Raw genomic sequence first — 26,010 nt, forward strand, 5'->3', positions numbered from 1 at the left:
ACTATGAATTCCAGCTCCCACCTCTTCCCGAGCAAAAAGCCATCGCTGCTCTGTTGTCCACCTGGGACGAGGCCACCGAAAAAACCGAAAAACTCATCCAGGCCAAAGAAAGGTGGTTGCGGAGAACAATGCAATCTCTATTGTTCGGCCATTCAAGAATTGGCGGAAGCAAGAGAAACTCAATTGAAGGGCACTTCTTCAATTACCCCGCCGATTGGATGTACAAAGAAATTGGTAGTGTTGCTCATGAGGTCTCGTTTAGAAACGGAAATAAACATGAGATTGTACTCTCATGTTCGAAACATAGCGGATTTGTAAACTCTTTAGATTACTTTGGTAAAAAAGTGTTCAGCCATGATACTTCCAACTACAAAGTGATCAAGAGAGATCAGTTCGGATATCCATCTAATCATATCGAAGAAGGGTCAATAGGGCTATTGGAACACTGTGACAAGGGAATCGTCAGCCCAATCTATGTTGTTTTTGAAGTTGACCAAGATGTGGTTTGCCCGAATTATTTATTCATGCTTTTAAAAACATCTATCTATAAACACATTTTCAGGGTAAGTACGAGCTCATCTGTAGACCGGAGAGGCAGTTTACGTTGGGGTGAATTCTCGAAAATAAAAATACTTATTCCGCCACTTGAAGAACAGATCAAGATTGTTGAAACAGTTCTGGATCTAAAAAATGAGATTACTTTCCTCTGCCAGTTAGCCGAAAGATATAGAGTACAGAAGCGGGGATTAATGCAGAAACTCTTGACCGGGGAATGGCGGGTAAAACCGGACATCGTCAACCAATATATGGAGGCATAATCATGGCGAAAGGTAAGAATCAACACGTTGTAAAACATCCTGAGGGATGGGCGGTAAAAGGGGAAGGAAACACAAGAGCAACCAGGGTGACTCAGACCCAAGTGGAGGCTATTGAAGTTGCGGAAAATATTGCCAAGAATCAGCAGTCAGACACGAAAATCCATGGCAGGAATGGAAGGATCAGATCAGGAAACAGTTATGGCAATGATCCTTACCCACCTAAGGATCGAAAATAAGGAGGGTAAATGGCTAGAAGAAGAAGAAAAATTGCAATAATTTATGATTTTGATGGCACACTTTCTCCAGGCAATATGCAGGAGTATGACTTTTTTCCAAAACTGAATGTAGAACCAAAAGACTTTTGGGCTGCAGTTAAAAAACGTGCTAAAGATAATAATGCTGATGAGATTCTATCCTACATGACACTAATGCTTGAAAGGGCAACTTCCGAAAGTGGATTTGCATCACTAAGGAATCCTTTAAAACCTATGGAGGGCGAGTAAGTTTATTTAGTGCAGTTGACACTTGGTTTTCAAGGATCGACAAATATATAAAAGAAATGAACTTGAATCCTCAGCACTTTATTCTGTCCTCAGGAATCAAAGAGATGGTTGAGGGTACAACCATTGCTTCAAATTTCAAAGAAATCTTTGCGTCCTCTTTTATATACGATCAGCATGGTATCGCAATCTCACCCGGCGTTGCCATTAATTATACTACAAAGACTCAATTCCTTTTCAGGATTAATAAAGGTGTTCTTAATGTGTGGGACAATGCAAGAATAAACGAATTTGTACAGAAAAGAGAGCGTGATATCCCTTTCGAACACATGATTTATGTTGGGGATGGATTGACTGATGTTCCGTGCATGAAACTTGTTAAGGAACTGGGAGGTCATTCAATCGCTGTTTATGCACCGAGAAAAAGAAATGCGAAAGAGAAGGCAATCAAATTAATGAAAGACGAGAGGGTAAGCCTTGTTGCGCCTGCTGATTACAGCGAGGGAAAGTTGCTTGACCTACAAATAAAAGCAATCATTAGAAAGATTCATGCTGATCTGGAATTGGAACGTTTTGAAGAAGAGTCGATGAAGTGATTAGTTTCAAAGGATTCTAGTCTTATGTGGAATTTAAGAAGCGGAGAAAGACTGAATGAGTGAGTTTCAGGTTAGTGAGAAGGGGGTTTCACAGGTGCCGGCGTTGCAGGTGCTGATCAACCTGGGATATGAGTACCTGTCTCCCACCGACGCCCTCTGGGAACGCCAGGACAACCCGTCAAACATCATCCTGGAAAACATCCTGCGGAACCAGCTCAAAAAGATCAACCGCATTCAGCACAAGGGACAGGAATACCTCTTCAGTGAAGAGAACATCCAATCCGCCATTTTGCAACTCAAGAACATTCAATACGACGGCCTGCAAAAAACCAATGAAGCCGTATACGATCTCCTTACCCTGGGCACCGCCCTGGAACAGACCGCCGGCATGGATACCCGCAGCTTTACCCTGAACTATATCGACTGGGAAAATCCCGAACGGAACGTGTACCACGTTTCTCCGGAATTCAGCGTTGAACGAACCCGTTCCGTTGAAACCGCGCGTCCGGACCTGGTGCTTTTCGTCAACGGGATTCCCCTGGTAGTCATCGAGTGCAAGTCTCCTCAAACGGACATCGAACAAGCGGTTTCCCAGTCGATCCGCAATCAGAAAGACGAGTATATTCCCAGGCTTTTCATATACTCCCAATTACTCCTGGCAACCAACAAAAACGCCGCCAAGTACGCCACCGCGGGAACTGGGGCGAAATTCTGGGGGGTCTGGCGGGAACACAAGGTGACGGAAGCGGAAGAGCGGAAAATCAAGGATATCGTCAGCCGACCACTGAGTGAAGATGCTGGGCAACAGCTTATGGATTTTGTCGGGCACGGCTATCCGCGGAACGGCCAGGATCGTCTGGTCACGGAACAGGATCGCGCTCTGTATTACCTTTGCCGCCCCGAAAGATTATTGGAGCTGGCATACAAATTCACTCTATTTGACAATGGTCAGAAGAAATTGGCCCGCTACCAGCAGTACTTTGTGGTCAAGTCCATTCTGCGAAGGATACGCGAAATCGATGATGAGGGGCGTCGCAAAGGGGGCATGGTCTGGCACACCCAGGGTTCGGGGAAATCCTTGACCATGGTGATGCTGGCCCGCAACCTGGCACTGGACCATCAAGTGAAAAACCCGCGCATTGTCTTGGTAACGGACCGGGAGAACCTGGACAAGCAACTGGGCAATACCTTCCACGCCTGCGGGCTGGAAAAGGAACGGGCCACCTCGGGCAGGCACCTGGTTGAACTGGTGTATGAAAAGAAAGCGGGCGTCATCACCACCCTGGTGCACAAATTCGACAAAGCCCTGAACTACAAAAGATTTCAGGATCAATCACCCGACATCTTCGTGCTTGTGGATGAGAGTCATCGAACCCAGTTCGGTTCCTTTTCGGCCCGCATGCGCCAGATGTTTCCCAAAGCCTGTTACCTGGGGTTCACCGGCACCCCTTTATTGAAGAAGGAAAAAAACAACTTCGCCCGTTTCGGCGGCCTGGTATCCCCGCATTATCCAATCTCCCAGGCGGTAAAGGACAAGGCCGTTGTCCCCCTTTTGTACGAAGGCCGCCATGTGGAGATGGTGCAAAACAAAGCGGCCATAGACCTGTGGTTTGACCGGCATACGAAAGGACTCAGCGAGGAGCAGCAGGCGGACCTCAAGAAAAAATACTCCCGGGCGGAGATGCTGAACAAGGCCGACCAGGTGATCTTCATGCGGGCCTTTGATATCAGCGAACACTTCCGCGCCAACTGGCAGGGAACCGGTTTCAAAGGGCAATTGGTGGCTCCCGGGAAGGTGGCGGCTCTCAAGTATAACGCATACCTGGATGAAATCGGCCACGTAAGCTCCGCGGTTCTGATCTCCCCGCCGGACCTGCGGGAAGGCTACGACGATGTGGATGATGAGTCAAAGGATAGAGTAAACAAATTCTGGCACAAAATGATGAAACGCTACGGAACCGAAGAGTTCCACAACAGCGAGTTGATCAGCCGGTTCAAGTTCGGCGACGAACCCGAAATCATCATCGTCGTGGACAAACTCCTGACCGGATTCGACGCCCCCAGAAACGTGGTGATGTATCTGTGCCGCACCCTGAGGGAGCATACATTGCTGCAAGCCATCGCCAGAGTCAATCGTCTGTATGAAAGCAAGGAGTTCGGTTATATCGTGGATTACGCCAGTGTTCTTGGTGAATTGGATCAGGCCCTTAACATGTACGGCGCCCTGGAGGGCTTTGACGAAAAAGATATTGAGGGCACCCTTAATTCGATCAACACTGAAATCGCCAAGCTTCCTCGAAAGCACGCGTTGCTGTGGGATGTTTTCAAGACAGTCCGGAACAAAGATGATGAAGAGGAATATGAACGCCTGCTAAGTGATCCAATCAAAAGAGAAGACTTTTATCAGAAACTATCAGACTACAGCAAAGTATTGGCCATAGCGCTGTCCTCCGAGGTTTTTATGATGGAAACGGAAGCCGGAAAAATATCAAGGTATAAAAAGGATTTGAAAAGATTCCAGGCCTTACGGGCTTCGGTAAAACTGCGCTACGCCGAATCAATTGACTATAGAGACTATGAACCGAGAATCAAGAAGCTGTTGGACACTCACCTTCAGGCCAATGAAGTCATTCAATTAAACGAACCGGTGGACATATTTGACGATCACTCTTTTTCCAGCGTGAAGGAGAACAGGGGGGTTTATTCCAGTATCAGAACAGACGCGTCCAAAGCGGACACCATCGCTCATGCGACCGCAAAAATCGTTCACGAGAAACTTGAAGAAGATCCCGTCTTCTATGAGAAGTTTTCCAAACTGATTCAGCAGACCATCGATGATTTCAGGGCCAAGCGGATAAGCGACCTGGAGTACCTGGATAAAGTCACGGCAATCCGCGACAAAGTGGTCGGCAAGGAACACGACCATGTACCGGACAAGTTAGAGGGATTGGATGAAGCGATAGCATATTTTGGTGTTTTGAAAGATATTTTCTCAGATTGCGGCCTGGATGAGAGTGAAGTGAATAACATTGCAGCTGATACCGCAAAAAAGATATTCGATATTCTGAAGCAACGATACAAAGTAAATTTCTGGCAGGATGAAGACGCGCAGAACCAGGCCGCCAATGCGATTGATGATTATCTATTTGATGAACTGAACGCCAAGAGAAACCTGGACCTGGATCCTGTAAAGATGGATGCCATTATTGAAAGAACCATGCGCATCGCACGCAACAGGAACTCTTGATGAACTGCGAATTCAAAGTACTTGATCTTGGGGCACAACAACTTGAGTACACACTTTTCCTGCTGAACCGGAAAACACTGGAAATCGCGGTCCATCCCGACGGTTCCCTGGTCATCAAAGCGCCCCTTGGAGCGGATTTACAGGTCATTGAAAAGAGAATTCGCAAAAGAATCCGCTGGATCCTCAAGCAGCAGCAATACTTCAACCAGTTCACCCCCCGTACGCCTGATAAAAAATTTGTGGGTGGAGAAACCCACCTTTACCTCGGCCGACAATACCGCTTGAAAATATCCGCCGCCAAGCCCGAAGGCGTCAAACTTTCCCGGGGTTTTTTTGAAATATCGTGCTCTCCCATAAATGAACCGGAAAAAGTGAGGAAACTGCTTGAAAAGTGGTACCGGAATCGAGCCGCGGCACATTACCAAGATAGCCTTGAGCGATCCTGGCCGGCATTCGAAAAATTGGGGTTTATAAAGCCCGTGATCAGAATCAAGAAGATGCAAAAGCGCTGGGGAAGCCTGACCAACGGGAAGACGATGATCCTGAATTCCGATTTGATTAAGGCGCCCAGAGAATGCATCGATTACGTAATCATTCATGAACTCTGTCACCTCAAACACAAGAACCATGATTCTGAATTCTATCGCATGCTGGAATCCCATCTGCCTGAATGGGAAAAGGTCAAACACAGGCTTGAACTTGCTCTTGTATAAATACTCCACGAATTTTGACAACCTCAGCAATCACCCGGAACCGGCCGCCCTACCTTTTTCTTCTCCATTTATGTATAACCATATGGCAGGGAAAAGGAGGGAAGCATGAAAAAAACAGCCTTTATCATGGTCCTGTTGCTGATCCTGGGGGCGTCGATCCACGCAAATCCCGACCAGAATACGGATAAACCCCGATACAAAGACATCTCTGAAATTCCCATATCATTGCAGCGTTCTTTCCTCAAAGAGTACTGGGCAGCCTGGGAAAAACTCCAGACCGATCAGCGCCTCAAAAAACCCATCCCGCCGGTACAGAAAGCCTATCCTCAGGACGCCGAACTGGTGGTCCTGGTTCCCCTGGAAAAGATCACCCTGGGACGCATGCCCCTGATCGAGGCCATGAAACAGCGCCGCAGCCGCCGATCCTTCAGTCCGGATCCTCTGTCCGTAGAAGAGCTCAGCTTCCTGTTGTGGAGCATCCAGGGGGTTTCCCGTACCCTTGAACGGGGCGGCAAAGTTGTTTATACCTTGCGCACCGTGCCTTCAGGCGGGGCGCGTCATCCCTTCGTCACCTACCTGGTCATTAACCGCGTAAAGGGCATTGCAGCAGGGCTCTATCGCTACCTGCCCCTGGAGCATAAGCTGTTGCCCATGAAAACCGGCAAAGACCTGTCAGCCGAGGCCGCCGCCGCCTGTTGGGGCAGCGGCTTTGTCAAACAGGCGGCGGTGGTGTTTTTCTGGACCTGCGTTCCCTACCGCACCGAGTGGCGCTACGGCTTCCAATCTCCCAAGATTATCGCCCAGGACAGCGGTCACTTGTGTCAGAATCTCTACCTGGCCGCTGAATCGATCGGCGCGGGTACCTGCGCCGTGGACGGCTACCACCAGGAACGCTCCGACACACTGCTGGGCGTGGACGGGAAAGACGAGTTCACCATCTACACCGCACCGGTGGGCCGGATATCCGCAAAAGAAATCAAGAACAAGTAGACTGAAAGTGAAGCAGACAAGGCCTTTTCCGAATAGTAAAGAAAAAAGCCTGACAAGTAATTTGCGGAATCGGCAAGAAATCTCATACGGGCGAAAAATTTTTCGCCCCTACTCCTGCCTGCCTGTCCCTTTCTCTCCAACTTTCCAACTCTCCAACTTTTGGTTCTATTACGTTTAGTGTGGGTAAATATATATTGGGAATCAGTAAGCAGTTGTGAGGAAGAGTACCCAGAGGGCATACATACCCGCAGGGCATAAAGCATAAGCGAACGCAAACGTAGGTTCCGGGGCCCCATGGTCTGAGACAGAATGGTCGGCTGAGGGGTACTCCCCGAAGACGAAAGATGGCCTCGGAAACATCCCGAACATCCACCATGGCCATCTTAAGCCGTCGAAGAACACCGAAGTGGTGAGCGGTGATTTATGCCCGAAAGGGTACTCTTCAAAAGCCTTTCCCTTTTTAAACCAGAGTGACGTGCAAACCCACACAAAATGGAAGAGAACCCAACTTTTCAACTCTTCAACTTTTTTTTTCTTGACAAGGGCAAACGGTTGTGGTTGAATGTTTCTATGCATAGAAACAAGCGGCTCCAGGCTCGTCCCTGCGGTGACCTCTCACCAGCCTGGATACATGCCGCAAAACCTTTCGCTGTTTCACTTTTCGCCTGGGCCCCCTGGGCGGTTTGCCCCGCCCGCTGACTCCATCAAGCCACCGTCCCCTTTCTTTCAAACCCAACCACATGACAAAGGAGGAATCATGTCTACCATTATCCAGTTACCGCGCAACCAGTTGCCCAGGCAGTGGTACAATCTGGCGGCGGACCTGGCCCGGCCGGTACCGCCCCCCCTGGGACCCGACGGCAATCCCGTCACCCCGGAACAACTGGCGCCGGTTTTTCCCGCCAACCTTATTGAACAGGAGATGTGCACCCAGCGCTGGGTGGACATTCCCGAGGGTGTTCTGGAACTGCTTTCCCGCTGGCGCCCGACCCCGCTTCACCGGGCCGAACGCCTGGAAAAAGCCCTCAACACTCCGGCCCGGATCTATTTCAAGAACGAAAGCGTTTCCCCTCCCGGAAGCCACAAGCCCAACACCGCCGTGGCCCAGGCCTGGTACAACCGTGAGGCCGGCATCCGGCGCTTGACCACGGAAACCGGCGCGGGCCAATGGGGATCCGCCCTGGCCTTCGCCTGCAGTCTGCTGGGCATAGAGTGTCGCGTCTACATGGTGCGCATCAGCTTTGACCAGAAACCGATGCGCAAGACCATGATGCAGACCTGGGGGGCCGATTGCATCGCCAGCCCCAGCACGGAAACCTCCTGCGGCCGACAGGTATTGGCGTCCGACCCCGATACCCCGGGCAGCCTGGGAATCGCCATCAGCGAGGCCGTGGAAGCCGCGGTCTCAGATTCGACCGGTCGCACCCGCTACTCCCTGGGCAGTGTGCTCAACCACGTCATGCTGCACCAATCCGTAATCGGCCAGGAAGCCCAACAGCAGATGAAGTTGGCCGGCGAGCAGAAGGTGGACACAGTAATCGGCTGCGTGGGTGGGGGAAGCAACTTTGCCGGGCTGGCTTTCCCTTTCGTGCGCGATAAAATCCATGGTGCCGACATCGACATCATCCCGGTGGAACCCACTTCCTGCCCCACCCTCACCCGCGCCCCCTATACTTACGACCACGGCGACGCATCCCGGCTCACGCCGTTGCTGGCCATGCATACCTTGGGTCACGGTTTCATCCCTCCCCCCATTCACGCCGGCGGATTGCGTTACCACGGCATGGCGCCGATGGTTTCCGAGGCCGCGGTGGAAGGCTTGTTGCGTCCACGCGCTTACCCGCAATTGCGGTGTTATGAAGCCGCGCTGCTTTTCGCCCGCAGCGAGGGCCTGATCGTGGCTCCTGAAACCAGCCATGCCATCGCGGCCGTGATCGACGAGGCCAACCGCGCCAGGGAAGAAGGCCGCGAACGCACAATCCTCTTTAACCTGAGCGGCCACGGCCTGATGGACCTTTCGGGTTACGAACGCTTTTTGCGGGGTGAACTGACGGATTACATTCTGCCGGAAGCGGACATGAACACTTCACTCAAGTTGTTGGACGGGCTTCCCAGCGCACCGATCCCAGCCTGAATATTGCCGGGGGAGGGGGGACATTCCCGCCCTCCCCCGATTTTTTTTTGAATTTCCCGTAATCTCCGGTCATTGGTCCGGGGCCGCTTCCGGGTTATAATGGCGGCCATGCGCCATATCATTATCCGCGGAGCCCGTGAACACAACCTCAAGAACATCGACGTCCAGCTACCCCGTGACCGCCTCATCGTGATCACCGGACTCTCCGGCAGCGGAAAGTCTTCACTTGCATTCGACACCCTGTACGCGGAAGGCCGCCGACGCTATGTGGAGTCCCTCTCCGCTTACGCGCGCCAGTTCCTGGGGCTGATGCACAAGCCCGACATGGACACCATCGAAGGCCTGTCTCCGGCCATAGCCATTGAACAGAAAACCACCAGTCGCAACCCCCGCAGTACGGTGGGTACGGTTACAGAGGTATACGACTACCTGCGCCTGCTCTTCGCCCGCGTCGGTATTCCCCATTGCCCGGTTCATAATGTGCCCATAGAGCCACGTTCACCCCAGAGCATCGCTCGATCCATCTTTACGGAACTTTCTTTGCCCTTCACCGTACTCGCCCCACTGGTGAGGCGCAAAAAAGGAACCCATGAAAAGCTCTTCGCCGATCTGCACCGGGAGGGATTCACCCGGGTACGGGTAAACGGCCGCATGGAACGTACCGAAAAGCCCCCAACCCTGGAGCGGTACCGCCAACACGACATCGAACTGGTAATGGACCGCCTGCGCGATGCGGATGAAACCCGGCTCTCTGAAGCCTGTGAGGCCGCTTTGTCCCGTTCCGGCGGCCTGGTTGTCCTGGTGGATGGAAACGGGAACGATCACATCTTTTCCGCCATCATGGCCTGTCCCCGCTGCGGCCTGTCGATAGAGGAATTGCAGCCACGCATGTTCTCGTTCAACAGTCCTTTCGGCGCCTGCCCCGCTTGTCACGGACTGGGCGTCGGCATGGAATTCGATCCGGAACTCATCATTCCGGATCGATCACTCAGCATCGCCGACGGGGCCGTGGCATTGTACCGCAACGCCATGGACGGCTGGCGCGGTCAATACCTGGCCGCGGTGGCCCTGCATTTCGGATTCGACCTGTTCACCCCCATTCAACGCCTGGACCCCCGGCAATACCGGGCCCTCATGTTCGGATCAACCGAAAAAATCGCTTTCCGCATGAGCATGAAGAAGGGCGAGGTCAACTGGTCCCACAACGGGACCTGGGAGGGCCTGGCCCCGCAGGCGGAACGCCTCTATCGCCAGACGGATTCGGATTACCGCCGCCGCGAACTGGAAAAATTCATGCGCACCTTTCCCTGTCCTTCATGCGGCGGCAAACGCCTGAAAGAGATGGTGCTGGCCGTCACCGTAGCGGACCGCTCCATAGCGGACATCGCCGACCTCTCAATCAGAGCGGCCCTGGGATTTTTCCGCAGCCTGCAGATGGACCACCGCCGCATGCTCATTTCCCGCCAGGTTGTTCAGGAAATCACTAACCGGCTTGAGTTCCTCCATACCGTCGGCCTGGGATACCTGACCCTGTCACGCAGCGCCGGTTCGCTTTCGGGCGGCGAAGCCCAGCGCATCCGCCTGGCCACCCAGATCGGCTCCAACCTCATGGGCGTGCTCTATATCCTGGACGAACCGTCGGTCGGGCTGCACCAGCGGGACAACCGCAAACTCATCAAAACCCTCCACCAATTGCGGGATCTGGGAAACACGGTGATCGTGGTGGAACACGACGAAGAAACCATCCGCCACGCGGACCATGTGCTGGACATGGGGCCGGGAGCCGGCCTGGAAGGCGGCCATGTCGTGGCCCAGGGCACACCAGAAGAAATTTCCTTGCATCCGGCCTCCCTGACCGGCCAATATCTTTCCGGCCGCCGGCGCATTCCGGTGCCTTCCCGGAGAAGAGGCGGCGGCCCGCCGTTAGAGGTCAGCGGATGTCGTGAACACAACCTGAAAAACATCACCGCAACCATTCCCACCCGGACTTTCACCGTTGTCAGCGGGGTCTCCGGCAGCGGTAAATCCACGCTCGTTTACGACATCATCTACCCCGCGATGATGCGATTGCTGCATGAATCCCAAATGGCTGCCGGCGACCACGACACACTGGAACATAACGGGATGCTGGACAAAGTCATCGTGATTGATCAAAGCCCCATCGGCCGGACACCCCGCAGCAACCCCGCCACCTACACGAAAGTATTCGGCGATATCCGCCAGGTGTTTTCCCGAACCCGAGAGGCCCAACTGCGAGGCTACCAGCCCGGCCGGTTCTCTTTCAACGTCAAGGGCGGCCGCTGTGAAGCCTGCCACGGAGACGGCGTAATCAAAATCGAAATGAACTTTTTGCCGGATGTGTATGTAGAATGCGAGGAATGCAAGGGACAGCGCTACAACCGGGACACCCTGGACATTACGTTCAAAGGTCATTCCATCGCCGATGTCCTGAACATGAGTGTGAATGAAGCCATGGAGCTCTTCGCTCACCAGGCCGCAATCCGCAATCGCCTGGAAACCCTGCAACAAGTGGGCCTGGGTTACATCAAGCTGGGACAGAGCTCGGTTTCCCTCAGCGGCGGTGAAGCCCAGCGCATCAAGCTTACCCGGGAGTTGTCCAAGCGCGATACCGGACGCACCCTGTACCTGCTCGATGAACCCACCACCGGTTTGCATGCGCATGATATCCTCAAGTTGTTGGAAGTTCTCAACAGCCTGGTGGAACGGGGCAACACCGTGGTGGTGATCGAACACAACATGGACGTAATCAAATGCGCGGATCATATCATTGACCTGGGCCCGGAAGGCGGCGACGGCGGCGGTGAAATCGTGGCTGCCGGAACCCCGGAAGAATTGGCCCGGAATCGCCACAGCCACACGGGAAAGTGGCTGGCAGGGATATTGAATGATTGATCCCTCGCGACTTCCCCATCTTCCAGGCTGTTACATATTTCGCAACTCCCACGGGCAACCGTTGTATATCGGCAAAGCCCGCGATCTGAGACAACGGGTATCGAACTACTTCCATTCCCGTAACCATGGGCCGAGGATCCGGCGCATGCTCGATCTGGCCCGCGATGTAGACGCAATAGTCACGCACAACGAAGTCGAAGCCTTCCTGTTGGAAAACACCCTGATCAAGAAACACCAGCCCCGCTTCAACGTGGACCTCAAGGACGCCAAGACCTACGCCTGGCTGCATATCACCGCCGAAACATTTCCCCGTATTGTGACGGCACGAAGAGTGCAGGCAGGAGGAGAGTTCTTCGGCCCCTATGTTTCCGGTACAGCGCGCAATGAAATCCGCACCACCCTCAACAACATCTTCGGCCTGCGCACCTGTAAAAGATTGCCCAAACGCGCCTGCCTGCGCAAACAGATGGGAACCTGTTGCGCTCCCTGCGCGGGGGAAGTAAGCGCCGATGATTACGCCCAACGTGTCCGGGATGCGCGCCAGGTATTGAAAGGCCGGATCCGGCAACTGATCCCCCGCCTGGAAGCCCGCATGAACAAAGCCGCGGCAGGCATGCAATACGAAAGCGCCCTGCAATTGCGCAACCGCATCCACTCGCTGCAGCATACCCTCGAGCGGCAGCAGGTTCAGACGGCGCGGCCGCATCAGGCGGATATCATCCACAGCCTGACCCGGGAAGGGCAAACACTCATCATGCGGTTCGGCGTGAGGAACGGCGTCCTGGAAGGCAAAGAAGAATTCGTTTTCGAGGCGGGAGATGATGCGCCGGAAGAATTTCTTTCACGATACTACGCGTCCCAACCGGTCCCCCGGGAAATCATCCTGTCCGAGGATCCGGGACCGGGTATGCGGGAATGGTTGTCTCGGCAACGGGGCGGCCGGGTGACCGTAACCGTCCCCCAAAGGGGAAACAAACGCCGCCTCCTGGAACTCGTACAATTAAACCTGGAGACAACCTACTTCAGCGGCCCGGACAGCCTGAAAGAGCTGGAGGAACTGCTGGGACTGGATCGACCCCCCCTGATCATGGAGTGTTTTGACATTTCCCACCTGCAGGGAAGTGATATGGTGGCTTCCATGGTGCGTTTCCGCGATGGCCGCCCGGAACCCGGCGCCTACCGGCGATTCCGTATCCGCAATGTCTCCGGTATCAACGACCCCGCAGCTATGGATGAAGTGGTAACCCGCCGCTACAGCCGCCTGCTGCGGGAAGGAAGCGATCTTCCCGACCTGGTGGTGGTGGACGGAGGCCTGCCCCAGCGCAACATCGCAGAGCGTGCCGTACAAAAACTGGATTTGGATCTGGCGGTAATCGCCCTGGCCAAGCGCGAGGAATCGGTGTATGTTCCCTCCCGAAAAAGCCCGCTCCTGCTGGATCACCGTCGTCCCGCCCTGCGCCTGCTGCAACGGCTGAGAGACGAGTCGCACAGGTTCGCCCTCGCCTATCACCGCAGGTTGCGCAATCAAAAGATGAGATCATGAATTTTGATTTAAAGGCACCTTTCCATCCGGCGGGCTCACAGCCCGAGGCAATCTCCGCCCTGGTAAAGGGCTTGAACGACCGGCGTCTGCACCAGACCTTGATGGGGGTAACCGGATCCGGAAAAACCTATACAGTCGCCCAGGTGATCCAACAGCTGCAACTCCCCACCCTGGTCATCTCCCACAACAAGACACTGGCGGCCCAACTTTACAATGAATTCCGCGGGTTTTTCCCCCGCAACCGTGTGGAGTACTACGTTTCCTACTACGATTACTACCAGCCGGAATCATACATTCCCCAGAAAGATCAGTTCATTGAGAAAGACATGTCCATCAACGAGCGCATCGAACAGATGCGCCTTGCCGCTACGTCCTCCCTGCTTTCGCGGCGGGACGTCATCGTGGTGGCATCGGTTTCCTGCATTTTCAGTGCCGGCAACCCCGCCTACTACCGGGGGCTGGGATTCGAAATCGCAATCAACCAACATCTGAAACGCCGGGAACTGCTGGAGCGGCTGCTGCGGATTCGCTATGAACGCAACGACATGGAGACCGGGCCCGGCCGCTTCCGCGTTCGGGGAGACACCGTGGACCTGGTGCCGGGTCACGGCAATGACATCATCCGTGTAGAGCTGTTCGGCGACGTGGTGGAGCGCATAACCCGGATTGACCGCCTGAACGGGGAAAACCTTGAACACCTGGATTACTACCACGTGTTTCCCGCCGGTCAGTACGTCATCCCGGAAAGCGAAATGCAACGCGCCATGGCGGGAATCCGGGCCGAGCTGAATACCCGCCTTCCCGCACTCGGGCTGGTGGAAGCCCACCGCCTGAAGCAACGCACCCGGTACGACCTGGAAATGCTGCAGGAAACCGGATTCTGCAAAGGCATCGAAAACTATTCACGTCATTTCGATAACCGCAAACCCGGAGAAAAGCCGTATTGCCTGCTGGACTATTTCCCGCGCGATTTCATGCTGGTGATCGACGAAAGCCACCAGACCATTCCCCAGTTACGCGGCATGTACCGCGGAGATTACTCCCGCAAAAAGAACCTGGTCGACTACGGATTCCGACTGCCCAGCGCTTATGACAACCGCCCGCTGCGGTTAGACGAGTTCGAGTCCTATGTCGAGAACCGGCCCACCCTGTTTGTTTCGGCCACGCCCGGGGAGTACGAACTTTCCCGCTCCGGCAAAGCCGTGGAACAGATCATCCGCCCCACCGGTTTGCTGGATCCCCCGGTCGAGGTTCGCCCGGTTGCCGGCCAGGTGACTGACCTGGAGCGGGAGATCCGGACTGTCACGAAACAGGGCGACCGCTGCCTGCTGACCACCCTGACCAAGCGCATGGCGGAAGAATTGACGGAGCACCTGGCGGGAAAAGGTTTCCGCGCCCGCTACCTGCACTCGGAAATCGACACCCTGGAACGCAATGAGATCATCCGCGAACTGCGCCTGGGGGTTTTTGATGTACTGGTGGGAATCAACCTGCTGCGCGAAGGACTGGATATTCCGGAAGTGGGCTTTATCGGCATCCTGGACGCGGACAAAGAGGGTTTTCTGCGCAACGCCACCAGCCTGATCCAGATCATCGGCCGCGCGGCTCGCAACGCGAATTCCCGGGTCATCCTTTACGCTGACACAATCACCCCTTCCATGCAGGCGGCCATGGAAGAAACGCAACGACGTCGCCTGCTTCAGCAAGCCCACAACCGCAGCCACGGCATCCAGCCGAAGACAATCATGAAGCCCGTACAGGAAAAAGTAGTGGAGGTTTCCGACAGCCGGCACCTTCCGCGGGCGCAATTGCCCAACCTGATCATCCAACTGGAAAAAGAGATGCGCGATGCCGCGGAAAAACTGGATTTCGAGAAAGCCATCGCCCTGCGCGACCGTGCCCTGCGCCTGAAACAGCGCCTGGACGAAAAATAGCCGTTTTTGTCAGGCCGTATGCCAATAGAGACGGCCGCGCACCACCGACTCTCCACCCGGTTTTTTACCGTTCACCAACCAGGATTTATCCCTATTTTCCAGATAGTTCAGTTCCAGGGCTTCGTTCTGCCGAAGTTCTGCGACAAAATTCATCTCAATGCGCCGCGGCAAATGCCGGCGGTGAAAGTCTTCGTTGAACCCGTCCAGCATCCAGTCCACGTAGCGGGTGTTGTTGACATGACCATTGAGATCAATATCCGACCAGGCGGCTTCCACACGCCGGGTAATGACGGAGCCGGTAAAATCGAAAACTCGCGGCGGTACTTCATCCAACACCCAGAAACGGCCTTCTCGAGCCAGGTGAAAATATCCGAATCCCATGGATTCCGCATGACGCCAGGCACTCTCCTGCATCATGGCACAGATGGCTCCCGGGCGGACGCGTTGAAACCGGTCCACATCGCGACTGTCCACCCGCAAACGATCTCTGCGGTGCAAATCCGCGCCATGCATGTGCATTTTCATTTTACGCCCAGTTTTTTCAGAGAACGCGAACAATGGAAAGCAGCAGAACAATCAGAAACAATACAAACCCAAGCAATCTCCGCATGCCTGCCTCCTTCTGCAATAAACCAAAGCGAACAATATGTCTCAAAAACCGGCGAGCCGGCCCGACTGCGACTTCAGGCCGAATCCGGCGCGCCTTACACTCACCCGACTAGAGGAGTCGAGTCCAGATCAGCTTTCATGGCGCGAGCTGCGCGCATGGAATTGGCCATGATGGTATAGCTGAGGTTCTTCGCGGGCAACACCGGAAAAACCGAGCCGTCAACCAGGATTACGTTCCGGGCCCGGTTCAGCCGGCAGTCCCGGTCCACATGGTAGGGAAGTTCGAACCGTCCCATGGGAACCGTACCGGCATAGTGAATGCTGTTCCCCGGACGTGGATACTGGACCAGGAACGGCGCGGAAAGAAACCCCAGGCCGAAAAAACTTCGAATGATTTTTTTTTCCAACCGCCCCAGCTTGTCCACATCCCCATAACGAATTTGCAGGCCGCCGTCCGGCTGCAAGGTCACAAAATTGCCGTCCCGGGGATGTGAGGGATAAAACATCAGCATCACGGACAATGCCGGCAGCATGTACTTCATGAGAGCCAGCGTACCTTTGGCGGCAAAGGGGAAATAAGAGAAAGCATCCCCCCGTAATGGAGAAATATAGGTGGACAATGCGCCCAGCACCTTTTCTTCCCACAGGGGGCCATCATATAGAAGATTGATGGCACCCCCCTCATATCCCGTACGATCCAGAGGCGCTCCCAGATTGCGGATATCAATGAAGGGAATCATGGACAACGCGTTTTCCATCAACGGCAGACGGGTAGAGAAATCACCAAAGGAGTTCAGTACCATGCGCCCCGTACCAAGGGTGCCGGTAGCAATCACCAGCCGGCGACATCGGAAAGCGCGCCGTTTCCCGCCGTCCACCTCGCGAGCGGTTACAGTCACCACGCCACGCTCCTGGCGGAAAGAGTCCACAAAGATTCCGGGAACATAAGCGATCGTTGAATCGCGAAGCACTTCTTTCACGGTAAAAGCGGGGTTGTAAAAATAACTTGAATTACAGGTAAAGAAACTCAGGTTTTCGTAAGCACAGGCCCGGCGGCCGTTCTTTCTCTCCGTCAGGACACACAAGCGGCTGCGACCGAGTGTGATGTCACGTCGCTGCAATCGCAGGCGATGGTTGCGGTAGGCTTTCATCAGATTCTGCCCGCTGGCGCCCAATTGTACCGGAGGAAGCATCTTTTCGCAGGGACCCAGGTATTCATACAGGTCGTCATGCGTGCCGCTGATGCCGACATGGTCATCCAGAATTGAATAAAACGGTTCCAGGTCCCGGTAATCAATCGGGAAACCACTGAGTTCATAATCGGTAAAAGGATAGGCCCCCCCTCCCCAGGCATTGGCAAGGCCACCGAAAGCATAACTGAGAAAGGGAGTGAAGTCTTCGGAACGAACAGGGAAGAACCGTTGCAGGTCTTTCAAGACGAAAGATACATAGGGTGCCTTGAGTTTAACCGTAATGACATCTTCGGATACCACGTTTTTGAGGCTTTCAAAGCCTTCTCCGATCAGCATGCGATCCTGATCGTCATCATTTTCCCGGATATCGAAAAGGTTTCGGCGAACCTCTTTTTTCAAGGGAGATCGGTTGCCCACATCCAGGACCAGTACATCCCGGGACTTGAGTTCAAGCAAGGCCGCGGCCGCGGAGGGTCCCGATCCGATAACGATGATTTCATGCAATCTTCCACCTCTTCAAGAGCACTACGCCCTTGATGCCCTTGTATACGCTGCGCACGAAATGCCAGAACAGGATGAACAGCGCCCCTAAACGCCGGCGACGCGAATTAAAAAAAGCGGGAAAATTCACCGGGATCGCTTCAGCCAGATAAATCATAATGTGAACCTTGCGGGTCAACGGGTTGCGGGCATCTTTTAATCTCCAGGCAAACTCCATCGCCTCGAGGTCGACCCCCCGATCCACCAGCTGGGAAAATCGCGGAATTTCCTCATCGCCGCAAAGAGAATGGTTCGCCTTGACGTAGCGGTCCACCAGGCGTGGGTCCGGGTCCCGCCTGAGAATCACTTGGTAAATGGCCCGGGCTTCCCGCTCAAGCCGGGCATCCATTTCGTCCATGTTGAATCAGTCCCGATAGAACCGGACACACCACAGCGGTCCGCAGTTGATAAACTCGGCGGCGTATCCCGTATTCTGATGCAACCCGCGGATCCGTCGCCTCGTGAAGTAATAGACATCCAGTTTCTTGGTCAGAAACCATAGTTTGCGAACCAGGGCGCCCGGCACCCACTTCTTGGGGAATGCCACCACCACATCTTTGGCGGACGCGGCAAAGAGTCGCTCCAACACTCCCCGTTGCTTCTCAGGAGATATATAGTCAAACAGGCCGATGGCGATCAGGGCGTCAAATGGAGTAGAAGACTCGCAGAATTCGCTCAGATCCATCTGCACAAAGGTGCAACGATCCGCCACCCCGGCGCGGCCGGCGTTTTCCCGGCTCAATTCAATCATTTCGCCGGCAATATCGACTCCGGTCGCCCGCCCTCCCCGGCGCGCGATCTCAATGCAATAAATTCCTGAACCACAACCCACGTCCAGGATGTGCTTGTCCCGGATATCTTTCAGCAACCTGAAAGTGGCGTCAAAGCGACAGGCCAGCGCCGGCTTGCGAAAAATCCGGTGCGCCAATTTCCCGACCAGGCCATGGGTGTCCGCGTCATCCCGGTAATAGGAATCGAAAGTTCTCGCGATTTCTTCAAAGTAATCCTTTACCTGCGTTTCCTGTCCATTGCGTTCACCGGCTGGTGTGTTGTTTCGCTTCATCTGCTGCGCTCCTGAACATGGTGTTGATTTGGGACATGAACACAAAAGTGTAGCCCTTTTTGCGGAACAAGCGGATCATGCGCCGCGTGTACTCCATGCCTTTCGTCTTGTTGCGGGAATAGATCATGCGCCAGAATAGCGGCAATCGACGGATGGCTTGCGGGTGCGGCAGAAAATCATGCAAATGACACCCGAACACCAGCACGTCCGGGATCTTCCAGAACTCCATCAACGTGCGGTAAAACCGGAATCCCAGCAGCTTGATATATGATATTGAGAACGTCAACTGCAGTGGAGTCAGGGATGAATTAGGAATCTCCAGAACAGAAGTGTTTTTGTACAAATGAGGCTTGCGGGGGAAAAACAGGTATTTAAAGGGATTGGGGAAGAAGGAGGGGAATACACTTGCGTCAAATTGAAACCCGGCTTTTTCCAGGCTGGCGACCCCCTGGTCGCTGATCTTGCCCAAAGGCGCCCGGTAACCGAGCGGCGGCGTCTTGAAATATTCCTCGTAAACCTGTTTGCATTTGCTGATTTCTTCCGTGGAGTCAGCCGCATGCGCGTCATGCGAATAACTGTGCCCGTGAAACTCTGCGTCGTAACGACTGAAGAGTTCGATGACCCGGGGAAATTTTCGTAACACTTCGCCGACTACGAACACCGACATTTTCACTTCTTCTTCGGCCAGCATCTTCAGCAGCGGTTCGATCCGTTCCGGAGACTCCAGGTTGCCATGCTCTTTGTCCAGCAAACCTCCATGATCAGGCTCCAAGTCCAGAGTAAACGCAAAGAACTTGTTTTTCATTGTTCAGCCAATCAGGGGTGGCAATATCAGGGATCTGTTTTACCACAAATCAGGAGGCGGTTCAATCCGCAGCCCACCGCATGGGATCAGATGGGAATGATTTAAGAGGAAAAACGATACTTGAACAGGTTCCAGATCGCTTTCACGCCGTCGCGCCAACCGATTTTCTTGCCTTCCTCAACCGTGCGCGGGTGATATGTGATCGGCACTTCAACAATCCGGTATCCAGCCCGAAGGATTTTGGCCGTCACCTCGGGCTCGAATTCAAATCCCATTGATTTTAATTTAATTTTTTTAACCACATCGATACGGAATACTTTGTAAGCGGTCTCCATATCGGTCAGTTTTGAGCCGTACAACACATTGGTTAAAAAAACCAGAAATTTATTCGCCAGCAGATTGAGAAAAGCCACTTTCTGTTCAAGTTTCTTGAACCGGCTTCCATAAACCACATCGGCTTCCCCCTTTTCTATGGGTGCCATGAGCTGGGGATATTCCTGCGGATCCAGCTCGAAATCCGCATCCTGAATGATCACCATGTCACCGGTGGCATACTTGAAACCGATTCGAACCGCCGCACCTTTGCCGAAATTGACCATGGATTTGTGTATGGTGATAATGGGATCATCATCATGCCGGGTAAGGACATCGGAGGTACCGTCTGTTGAGCCGTCATCCACAACAATGATCTCTTTTTCAATCGGGACTTGACGCACCTTCTCGATGACGCCTGAAATCGTCGATTTCTCGTTATAAACCGGGATTACAACCGAGAGTTTCATTTATTCTCCACTAACCGATGCCGCCCACTCCGCCACTTTGCGGATAATTTCATCAAGCCGGTATTTCGGCGTCCAGCCAATGGTTCGGCGAATCTTGGCTATATCCGGGGCGCGCCGCATCATGTCTTCAAAACCTTCTTCATACGCCTTTTCATAGGGAATCACCACGATTTCAGAAGAGGATTTCAGAATGGACTTGACCCTTTCGGCCAGGTTCATTATGGTGATTTCTTCCTCGGTGCCGATATTGAAAATTCCGCCCGGCGATTCGCGATGCTGCATGAGCGCCGTAATCGCGTCGATTACGTCATCCACGTAACACAAGGTGCGCGTCTGGCTTCCGTCCCCGTATACGGTAATCGGCTCGCCGGCGAGAGCCTGGCGCACAAACCGCGGAAGCACCATTCCATACTGGCCGGTCTGCTTGGGCCCCACCGTATTAAACAACCGGCCAATAATCACCGGAAGTCCCTGGGTTTTGTGGTAGGCCAGCCCCATGTACTCATCGACCGCCTTGGCGGAACTGTAACTCCAGCGGGAACGCGTGGTGGGCCCCAGTACCCGGTCATCTTCTTCGGAAAACGGGGTATTGGGACTTTTCCCATACACTTCGGAAGTACTGGTCAGTAATACTTTCTTTTTGTCGTGACGGTGCGCGAGTTGCAGCACGATATCCGTTCCCACAATAATGGTTCTCAATGTTCTGACCGGATCATCCACGATGTTCTTGACACCGACTATGGCGGCCAGATGGTAAATCTCGTCGCATTCGCGCACGAGATGGTCCATCAAACCCTCGTTCATAATGTCGTTTCTGAAGAATTGGAACCGAGGATGCTCCATGAGTTCCCGGATATTCTCCAATCGTCCGGTTGACAGGTTGTCGATAACCGTGACGCGGTTGCCGGCATGAATCAACCTGCCGCAGAGATGGCTGCCGATAAAACCCGCCCCTCCGGTAACTAAGATTCTCTTGTGATCGCTCATCGAGGTCATTTCCTCTCTTCACCTCAGCCGCTTCCGGCATGATCGGTGATTGGAATGCGGCGTGCGCTCCCCGGGTGCACCCGGCGGAACCCACGGCAATGTGGTATTTTACCGCAATTGACACGACAATGCCACCCGTTTCTGATATTTTCCCGTCAAATTTTGAAAAAAGCCGCCCATGAGCTTTGTCTCACACACCAATTTCTGACACCCGATTCCTGCTTTTTTGAAGTAGGAACCCGGTTGCATGGTGATCATCCGCGTCAAGTTGATCGCTGTTCCGCCAAGCCATTGCCGGCGCGTGCATGGTTGCGCAGGCCAACAGTCTTGCCTACACTTGATTTCACGTGGACACGCTTGTACCATGAGTAACAGGAGATACGCGCATGAAACGCATAGCGATTTTCGCGTTCAGCGGAGATATGACCGCTTTCGCCCATGCCCTGCTCAATTCCGTAGAATTGCTGGACCGGGGATTTGACGCGCGCCTGATCATCGAGGGCGGCGCCACCGCTTTGTTGACCAGATTGGAAAAAAACGAATCGAATTGGGGAGGGCTGTTCCGCCGTGCGCTTGAAGCCGGGGTGATTTTCGGAGTTTGCCGCGCCTGCGCGGCCAAAACAGGTGGCCTGGCCTCCGCGGAACGGATCGGTTTGCCCGTCCTGGATGAAATGTCAGGCCATCCATCTTTCGCCACCCAGTTAGAGGAAGGTTACGAAATTATCGCGATCTGATTCCTCCAGATCACCCGGGGTTGAACTGGTACCCCGGATACCGTATAGTCTCCGGATGGAGCCCTGGCAGATACGCCTGTACCGCCACAGCCTGATGAAAAAAGATAAGGTCCGCCTGGTTTCGCGGCTGGTGGGTTTTTCAAATCAAAAAATTTTCGATCTTGGCTGCTCGAATGGGGCGGTCTCCCATTTCCTGAAACAACGTGGCGGCGAATGGGTTCATGGCGACCTGGACATGGAGAACCTGCTCAGCGCCCGGCCCGTTCTGGGCAACATGCTTTTCCAGATGGGCGAGTCGTTGCTGCCCATCGACACAGAAAGCATTGACTTGGCCATGGCTCTCGACATTCTGGAGCACTTGCACCACGACGAGGAGATGGTGAAAGAGATTTTCCGTGTTTTGCGCCCCGGGGGCGAAGTGGTGGTTTCCACCCCTATCAGCGGAAAAATTTTTCTCATCAACCGCCTGAAACGCCTGGCCGGAATGAAACCCGAAATCTACGGCCATGTGCGGGAGGGCTATTCGCTGAAGGATCTTTCGATTCTTCTGGAAACAAACGGATTCACCGTAACCCGCGCTACAACCTACGCCAAATTCTTTACCGAATTATGCGAGTTCCTGCTCAACGTGGCATTCACCCGCCTGAACCGGGTCAAACGCAGCCGCCTGCATTCGGGCGCCATCTCTCCATCATCCGCCACAGACCTGGACAGCCATAGCGGCCTCTACCGCTTGTACACCCGTTTTGTTTACCCCCTGGTGCGCCTGATCACGCGCCTGGACCTGCTGTTGCCCTTTAAAACCGGCTACGCCACTCTGGTGATCGCACGCAAACCCCAAAGATAATACCAGAAGGGTTGAGTTCTCATGGGCATTCCGTTATCATCCGTATCATGAAGTACAAAAGAACCGTTGCCATACTGGCTCCGTTGCTTGTGCTGGCCGGCGTTGGAGGATGGTTCGCCTATCAGAAACTGCATCCAGCCCCGGCGATCACCCACATCCTGTGCATGGGAGACAGCATCACGGCCAGCGACTACGGAGACTACACCGCGCACATGACCGATCGTTTCCGGGAATCCCGGGCTCCCATAGAAGTGACTTCCGCGGCGCGCCCCGGAAACACCTCCGGGGAATACCTGCGCTGGATGCGTGAAACCGGTTTACTGGAACGCACGAATCCCCACCTCGTCGTGTTGATGCTGGGCACCAATGACGCGCGGGTGGACGGCGACCACACTCCCACACCGCTGTTTGTGAAAAACATGCACGCCATCCTGGATCGCATCGCCGCCCACCACAACCCCGACACCACCACACCGGCGGTGATACTGGCCACGGTTCCACCCATTCCAGAACCCTCCCTGGAGGTTTTCAACCAGAGCTCCCAACGCCGGGTCGAAAAAGAGATCAACCCCGCCATCCGGCAATTGGCCCGGCAACGCCGCCTTCACCTGGCGGATGTTCATGGCTTTTTCAGGCAGCGGATCGAACTGATGTCCGGCGTCCATCCCACCCCGCAAGGATACAGTGCACTGGGAGACTTCCTTTTTCGCGAAGCCCGCGTCTTTCTCACGGGACAACAAAATGCTCCCGAAAAGGAGCGCCTGCCGGATAATATGAGGGGCACAATCGCATTTGAATCCAACCGCGACGGCAATTTCGACATCTATCTGATGAATACCGACGGCGTGCGCCGCCTGACAAGATCTCCCGCCCGGGACGGCTTCCCCAGCTTTTCGCCCACATTTGATCGCATTGCGTTTGAATCCGACCGAAGCGGACGTTTTGAGATCCATACCATCGACCGCTCCGGTCGCATAGAGAAATTGTTTGCCTCCCCCACCCGGGACCGCTCTCCCTGGTGGACCCTGGACGGGAAGTACATCTATTTTGATCGCTTGGTGGATGGGAAAGAACAGGTTTTTCGTTTTCACCTTGAAAAGAAAAAGGTGGAAGCCGTGACAAGCGGCAGGCACCGTACCGCGGTGCCTACGGTTTCCCCGGATGGGAACATCCTGCTGGCAACCGGTCACCGCCACATGGGTTGGGACCTCTTGCGCATCGACCTGTCCGATGGAAAAGAATCCGTTTTCACCCCGGGTTACGGCGGTTGCCGGGCCAAATACTCCCACTCCGGAGAATACGTTGCCTTCGTATCGCACAAATTCGACAAACGGGGAGATATCATCCTTACTCCCGCGGCCGAATTTTCGCCCACGCGCTTGACCGTCGACGGTGACCGTCACGACTATTATCCCGCTTTTTCTGTGGATGACCGTCATATCGTTTACGCTTCGGGACCGCAGCTGTATGACGGCAACTACGACCTGTGTATTGTGGAAATCGCCACGCGCCGCACCTGGACCATCACCAACCACCCGGCAACGGATTACAAACCCGTCTGGGGAGAATGGGGGAATCCATGAAGCGCCTGCTGATCCGTGTCTTTCTCCCCCTGGCGATCACGGCGTTAATCGCCTGGTTTTTTTTCAGTCACATCACCTTGACGGATATCAAAAGCGCTTTTGCCCGCCTGCCGGCCTCGGCGGTGCTGGGCTTTATCGCCCTCTGGCTGTTTGGAACGTGGCTGCGTGCCCTCAAATACCGCATCCTGATTGCGCACAAACTGGGCATGGGCGAGATGTTGCTCATCACCCTGGTGCGCAATTTCGCCGTCGATTTGCTGCCGGCACGGACCGCTTCCCTGGCTTTCTATACGGCCCTGACCAAACGGCGCGGGCTCTCCCTGGAAGAAGGCGGAGCCAGTTTCGTAATCTCGGTTTTTTACGATGTGCTCGCACTCTCGCTGATGCTGGGAGGACTGATACTGTTCTTTCCGCCGCCGGGACCGTGGCGGGGATTTATCATTACCGGCATGGGCATTCTGTTTCTGCTGTCGTTGATTCTCATCATCGCACCGGCGCCTATTTTGCGACGCCTGCTGAACCGACCATTCATCAGATCCCGGACCCGTTTGCACAAGACCGCTCTCACCCTCTCTACCTACCTGGACGCCCACACCGCAGGCAGGGAGCGGCTCCAGTTACTTGCCATCAGCCTGGCCATTCGCCTGGCCAAATATGTGTCCGTTTTCATATTATTCTGCGCCCTTGTCCCGGTGGAGCGGAATCCAGCCGCATTCTCACACTTTTCTCTCGGCCTTGCCGGCACCGAGATGTCCGCCCTCCTGCCCATTCAAGGAGCCGGGGGATTCGGTACCTGGGAAATGGCGTTCGAACTGGTTTTCCGCGGCCTGGGCTCTTCCCAGGCTGATTTGCGCCTCACCGCCCTGGTGATTCATATCACCACCCAGGCCTGGGAATACAGCATTGGATTGCTGGCTTTTCTTGCTTTATGGCTGATGGGAAGAGCAAAGGCCAATAGGCAAAAGGCGAATGGCTGACGGCGAGTGACAATGGGCGGGAGCCTGAGTCGAAAGTTTGATACCCAGAGGGCACAAGAGTGAAAAGTCGAAAGGGAAACAGACAAAGCCTCGTGATGGCACTAAGGAGTGTCAGTGATGAGGTACCCGGCCATGCAGCTCAGCTCAAAATGCCTGTCCGAACTGTGATGATGCGCTTATAAGCGCTGTGATGCAAAAATGGGGGCATCCCCAAAATCGACGGATGGCAAATGTCTAACCGCCTTTTGTCACCTGATACCTTCTTTTTAAGTACGGGCGACCGACCGGCCAACCCCCAAACTCTATATACTTCTTCCCTTTCCAACTTTCGGTTCTCTTCCATTTTGTGTGGGTAAATCCGCATAGATGATGAGCGAGGAATTGTTGTGATGAGTACCCAGAGGGCATACATACCCGCAGGGCATAAAGCATAAGCGAACGCAAACGGCAGGTTCCGGGGCCCCATGGGCTGAGGCAGGACGGCCGAAGGTAAAATGATGCC

At 54.2% G+C, this 26,010-nt stretch carries 20 protein-coding genes and 1 pseudogene; 14 read left to right on the plus strand and 7 right to left on the minus strand.

Translation table 11 applies throughout. From position 1 onward, the window contains the following. The 10 genes and pseudogenes from ENN40_00785 to uvrB all read left to right on the plus strand — a co-directional run. Positions 1 to 818: restriction endonuclease subunit S (locus ENN40_00785; GenBank protein HDP93879.1), on the plus strand; the 818-nt coding region annotated here is incomplete at its 5' end. A 2-nt stretch (positions 819 to 820) separates the two neighbouring features. Beyond that, a complete protein-coding gene (locus ENN40_00790; GenBank protein HDP93880.1) occupies positions 821 to 1,054 on the plus strand; it encodes a DUF2188 domain-containing protein in 234 nt (77 codons plus the stop codon). A 9-nt stretch (positions 1,055 to 1,063) separates the two neighbouring features. Beyond that, positions 1,064 to 1,914 (plus strand): annotated as a pseudogene (locus ENN40_00795) (haloacid dehalogenase-like hydrolase). A 55-nt stretch (positions 1,915 to 1,969) separates the two neighbouring features. Next, positions 1,970 to 5,161, plus strand: a complete 3,192-nt coding sequence (locus ENN40_00800) for a type I restriction endonuclease subunit R (protein ID HDP93881.1) — start codon at positions 1,970 to 1,972, stop codon at positions 5,159 to 5,161. Continuing rightward, positions 5,161 to 5,874 (plus strand): M48 family peptidase, encoded by a 714-nt coding sequence (locus ENN40_00805; protein HDP93882.1) that lies wholly within the window; start codon positions 5,161 to 5,163, stop codon positions 5,872 to 5,874. Before ENN40_00800 ends, ENN40_00805 begins: the two co-directional genes overlap by 1 nt. A 126-nt stretch (positions 5,875 to 6,000) precedes the next feature. Continuing rightward, on the plus strand, positions 6,001 to 6,864 hold the full coding sequence (locus tag ENN40_00810; GenBank protein HDP93883.1) for a SagB/ThcOx family dehydrogenase: 864 nt from the start codon (positions 6,001 to 6,003) through the stop codon (positions 6,862 to 6,864). 757 nt (positions 6,865 to 7,621) lie between these two features. Further along, positions 7,622 to 8,998, plus strand: a complete 1,377-nt coding sequence (locus ENN40_00815; protein HDP93884.1) for a TrpB-like pyridoxal phosphate-dependent enzyme — start codon at positions 7,622 to 7,624, stop codon at positions 8,996 to 8,998. 108 nt (positions 8,999 to 9,106) lie between these two features. Next, entirely contained in the window at positions 9,107 to 11,911 is a 2,805-nt protein-coding gene (gene uvrA, locus ENN40_00820) for an excinuclease ABC subunit UvrA (protein ID HDP93885.1), read from the plus strand. Then, positions 11,904 to 13,454 carry an excinuclease ABC subunit UvrC gene (gene uvrC / locus ENN40_00825; GenBank protein ID HDP93886.1) on the plus strand — a complete coding sequence of 517 codons (1,551 nt, stop codon included), beginning with the start codon at positions 11,904 to 11,906 and terminating at the stop codon, positions 13,452 to 13,454. Before uvrA ends, uvrC begins: the two co-directional genes overlap by 8 nt. Continuing rightward, positions 13,451 to 15,388, plus strand: coding sequence for an excinuclease ABC subunit UvrB (uvrB, locus tag ENN40_00830; protein ID HDP93887.1), 1,938 nt, complete (start codon positions 13,451 to 13,453; stop codon positions 15,386 to 15,388). Before uvrC ends, uvrB begins: the two co-directional genes overlap by 4 nt. A gap of 9 nt (positions 15,389 to 15,397) precedes the next feature. On the opposite strand, the gene ENN40_00835 is transcribed toward uvrB, so the two are convergent. From ENN40_00835 to ENN40_00865, 7 genes are all read right to left on the minus strand, one after another. Then, the gene (locus ENN40_00835; protein HDP93888.1) at positions 15,398 to 15,913 is read right to left on the minus strand and encodes a hypothetical protein; all 516 of its coding nucleotides are present in this window, start codon (positions 15,911 to 15,913) and stop codon (positions 15,398 to 15,400) included. A 185-nt stretch (positions 15,914 to 16,098) separates the two neighbouring features. Beyond that, the gene (locus ENN40_00840; protein ID HDP93889.1) at positions 16,099 to 17,694 is read right to left on the minus strand and encodes a GMC family oxidoreductase; all 1,596 of its coding nucleotides are present in this window, start codon (positions 17,692 to 17,694) and stop codon (positions 16,099 to 16,101) included. Further along, complete coding sequence (locus tag ENN40_00845) at positions 17,687 to 18,088, minus strand: hypothetical protein (GenBank protein HDP93890.1); 402 nt, start codon at positions 18,086 to 18,088, stop codon at positions 17,687 to 17,689. Before ENN40_00845 ends, ENN40_00840 begins: the two co-directional genes overlap by 8 nt. Positions 18,089 to 18,094: 6 nt before the next feature. Further along, complete coding sequence (locus tag ENN40_00850) at positions 18,095 to 18,793, minus strand: class I SAM-dependent methyltransferase (GenBank protein HDP93891.1); 699 nt, start codon at positions 18,791 to 18,793, stop codon at positions 18,095 to 18,097. Next, on the minus strand, positions 18,765 to 19,598 hold the full coding sequence (locus ENN40_00855) for a hypothetical protein (protein ID HDP93892.1): 834 nt from the start codon (positions 19,596 to 19,598) through the stop codon (positions 18,765 to 18,767). The genes ENN40_00850 and ENN40_00855 overlap by 29 nt, the downstream gene beginning before the upstream one ends. Positions 19,599 to 19,699: 101 nt before the next feature. Further along, positions 19,700 to 20,380 carry a glycosyltransferase family 2 protein gene (locus ENN40_00860; protein ID HDP93893.1) on the minus strand — a complete coding sequence of 227 codons (681 nt, stop codon included), beginning with the start codon at positions 20,378 to 20,380 and terminating at the stop codon, positions 19,700 to 19,702. Then, on the minus strand, positions 20,381 to 21,367 hold the full coding sequence (locus ENN40_00865) for an NAD-dependent epimerase/dehydratase family protein (GenBank protein HDP93894.1): 987 nt from the start codon (positions 21,365 to 21,367) through the stop codon (positions 20,381 to 20,383). 386 nt (positions 21,368 to 21,753) lie between these two features. Here ENN40_00865 and ENN40_00870 point away from each other — a divergent pair, with 386 nt between their 5' ends. The 4 genes from ENN40_00870 to ENN40_00885 are packed head-to-tail and all read left to right on the plus strand — an operon-like array spanning position 21,754 to position 25,508. After that, on the plus strand, positions 21,754 to 22,101 hold the full coding sequence (locus ENN40_00870; protein HDP93895.1) for a cytoplasmic protein: 348 nt from the start codon (positions 21,754 to 21,756) through the stop codon (positions 22,099 to 22,101). 55 nt (positions 22,102 to 22,156) lie between these two features. After that, positions 22,157 to 22,948 (plus strand): class I SAM-dependent methyltransferase, encoded by a 792-nt coding sequence (locus ENN40_00875; GenBank protein ID HDP93896.1) that lies wholly within the window; start codon positions 22,157 to 22,159, stop codon positions 22,946 to 22,948. A 47-nt stretch (positions 22,949 to 22,995) separates the two neighbouring features. Further along, positions 22,996 to 24,531 carry a hypothetical protein gene (locus ENN40_00880; GenBank protein ID HDP93897.1) on the plus strand — a complete coding sequence of 512 codons (1,536 nt, stop codon included), beginning with the start codon at positions 22,996 to 22,998 and terminating at the stop codon, positions 24,529 to 24,531. Continuing rightward, on the plus strand, positions 24,516 to 25,508 hold the full coding sequence (locus tag ENN40_00885) for a flippase-like domain-containing protein (protein ID HDP93898.1): 993 nt from the start codon (positions 24,516 to 24,518) through the stop codon (positions 25,506 to 25,508). The genes ENN40_00880 and ENN40_00885 overlap by 16 nt, the downstream gene beginning before the upstream one ends. Positions 25,509 to 26,010: the final 502 nt, after the last annotated feature.

This window comes from Candidatus Aminicenantes bacterium, from assembly GCA_011049425.1.
Lineage (GTDB): Bacteria > Acidobacteriota > Aminicenantia > UBA2199 > UBA2199 > UBA876.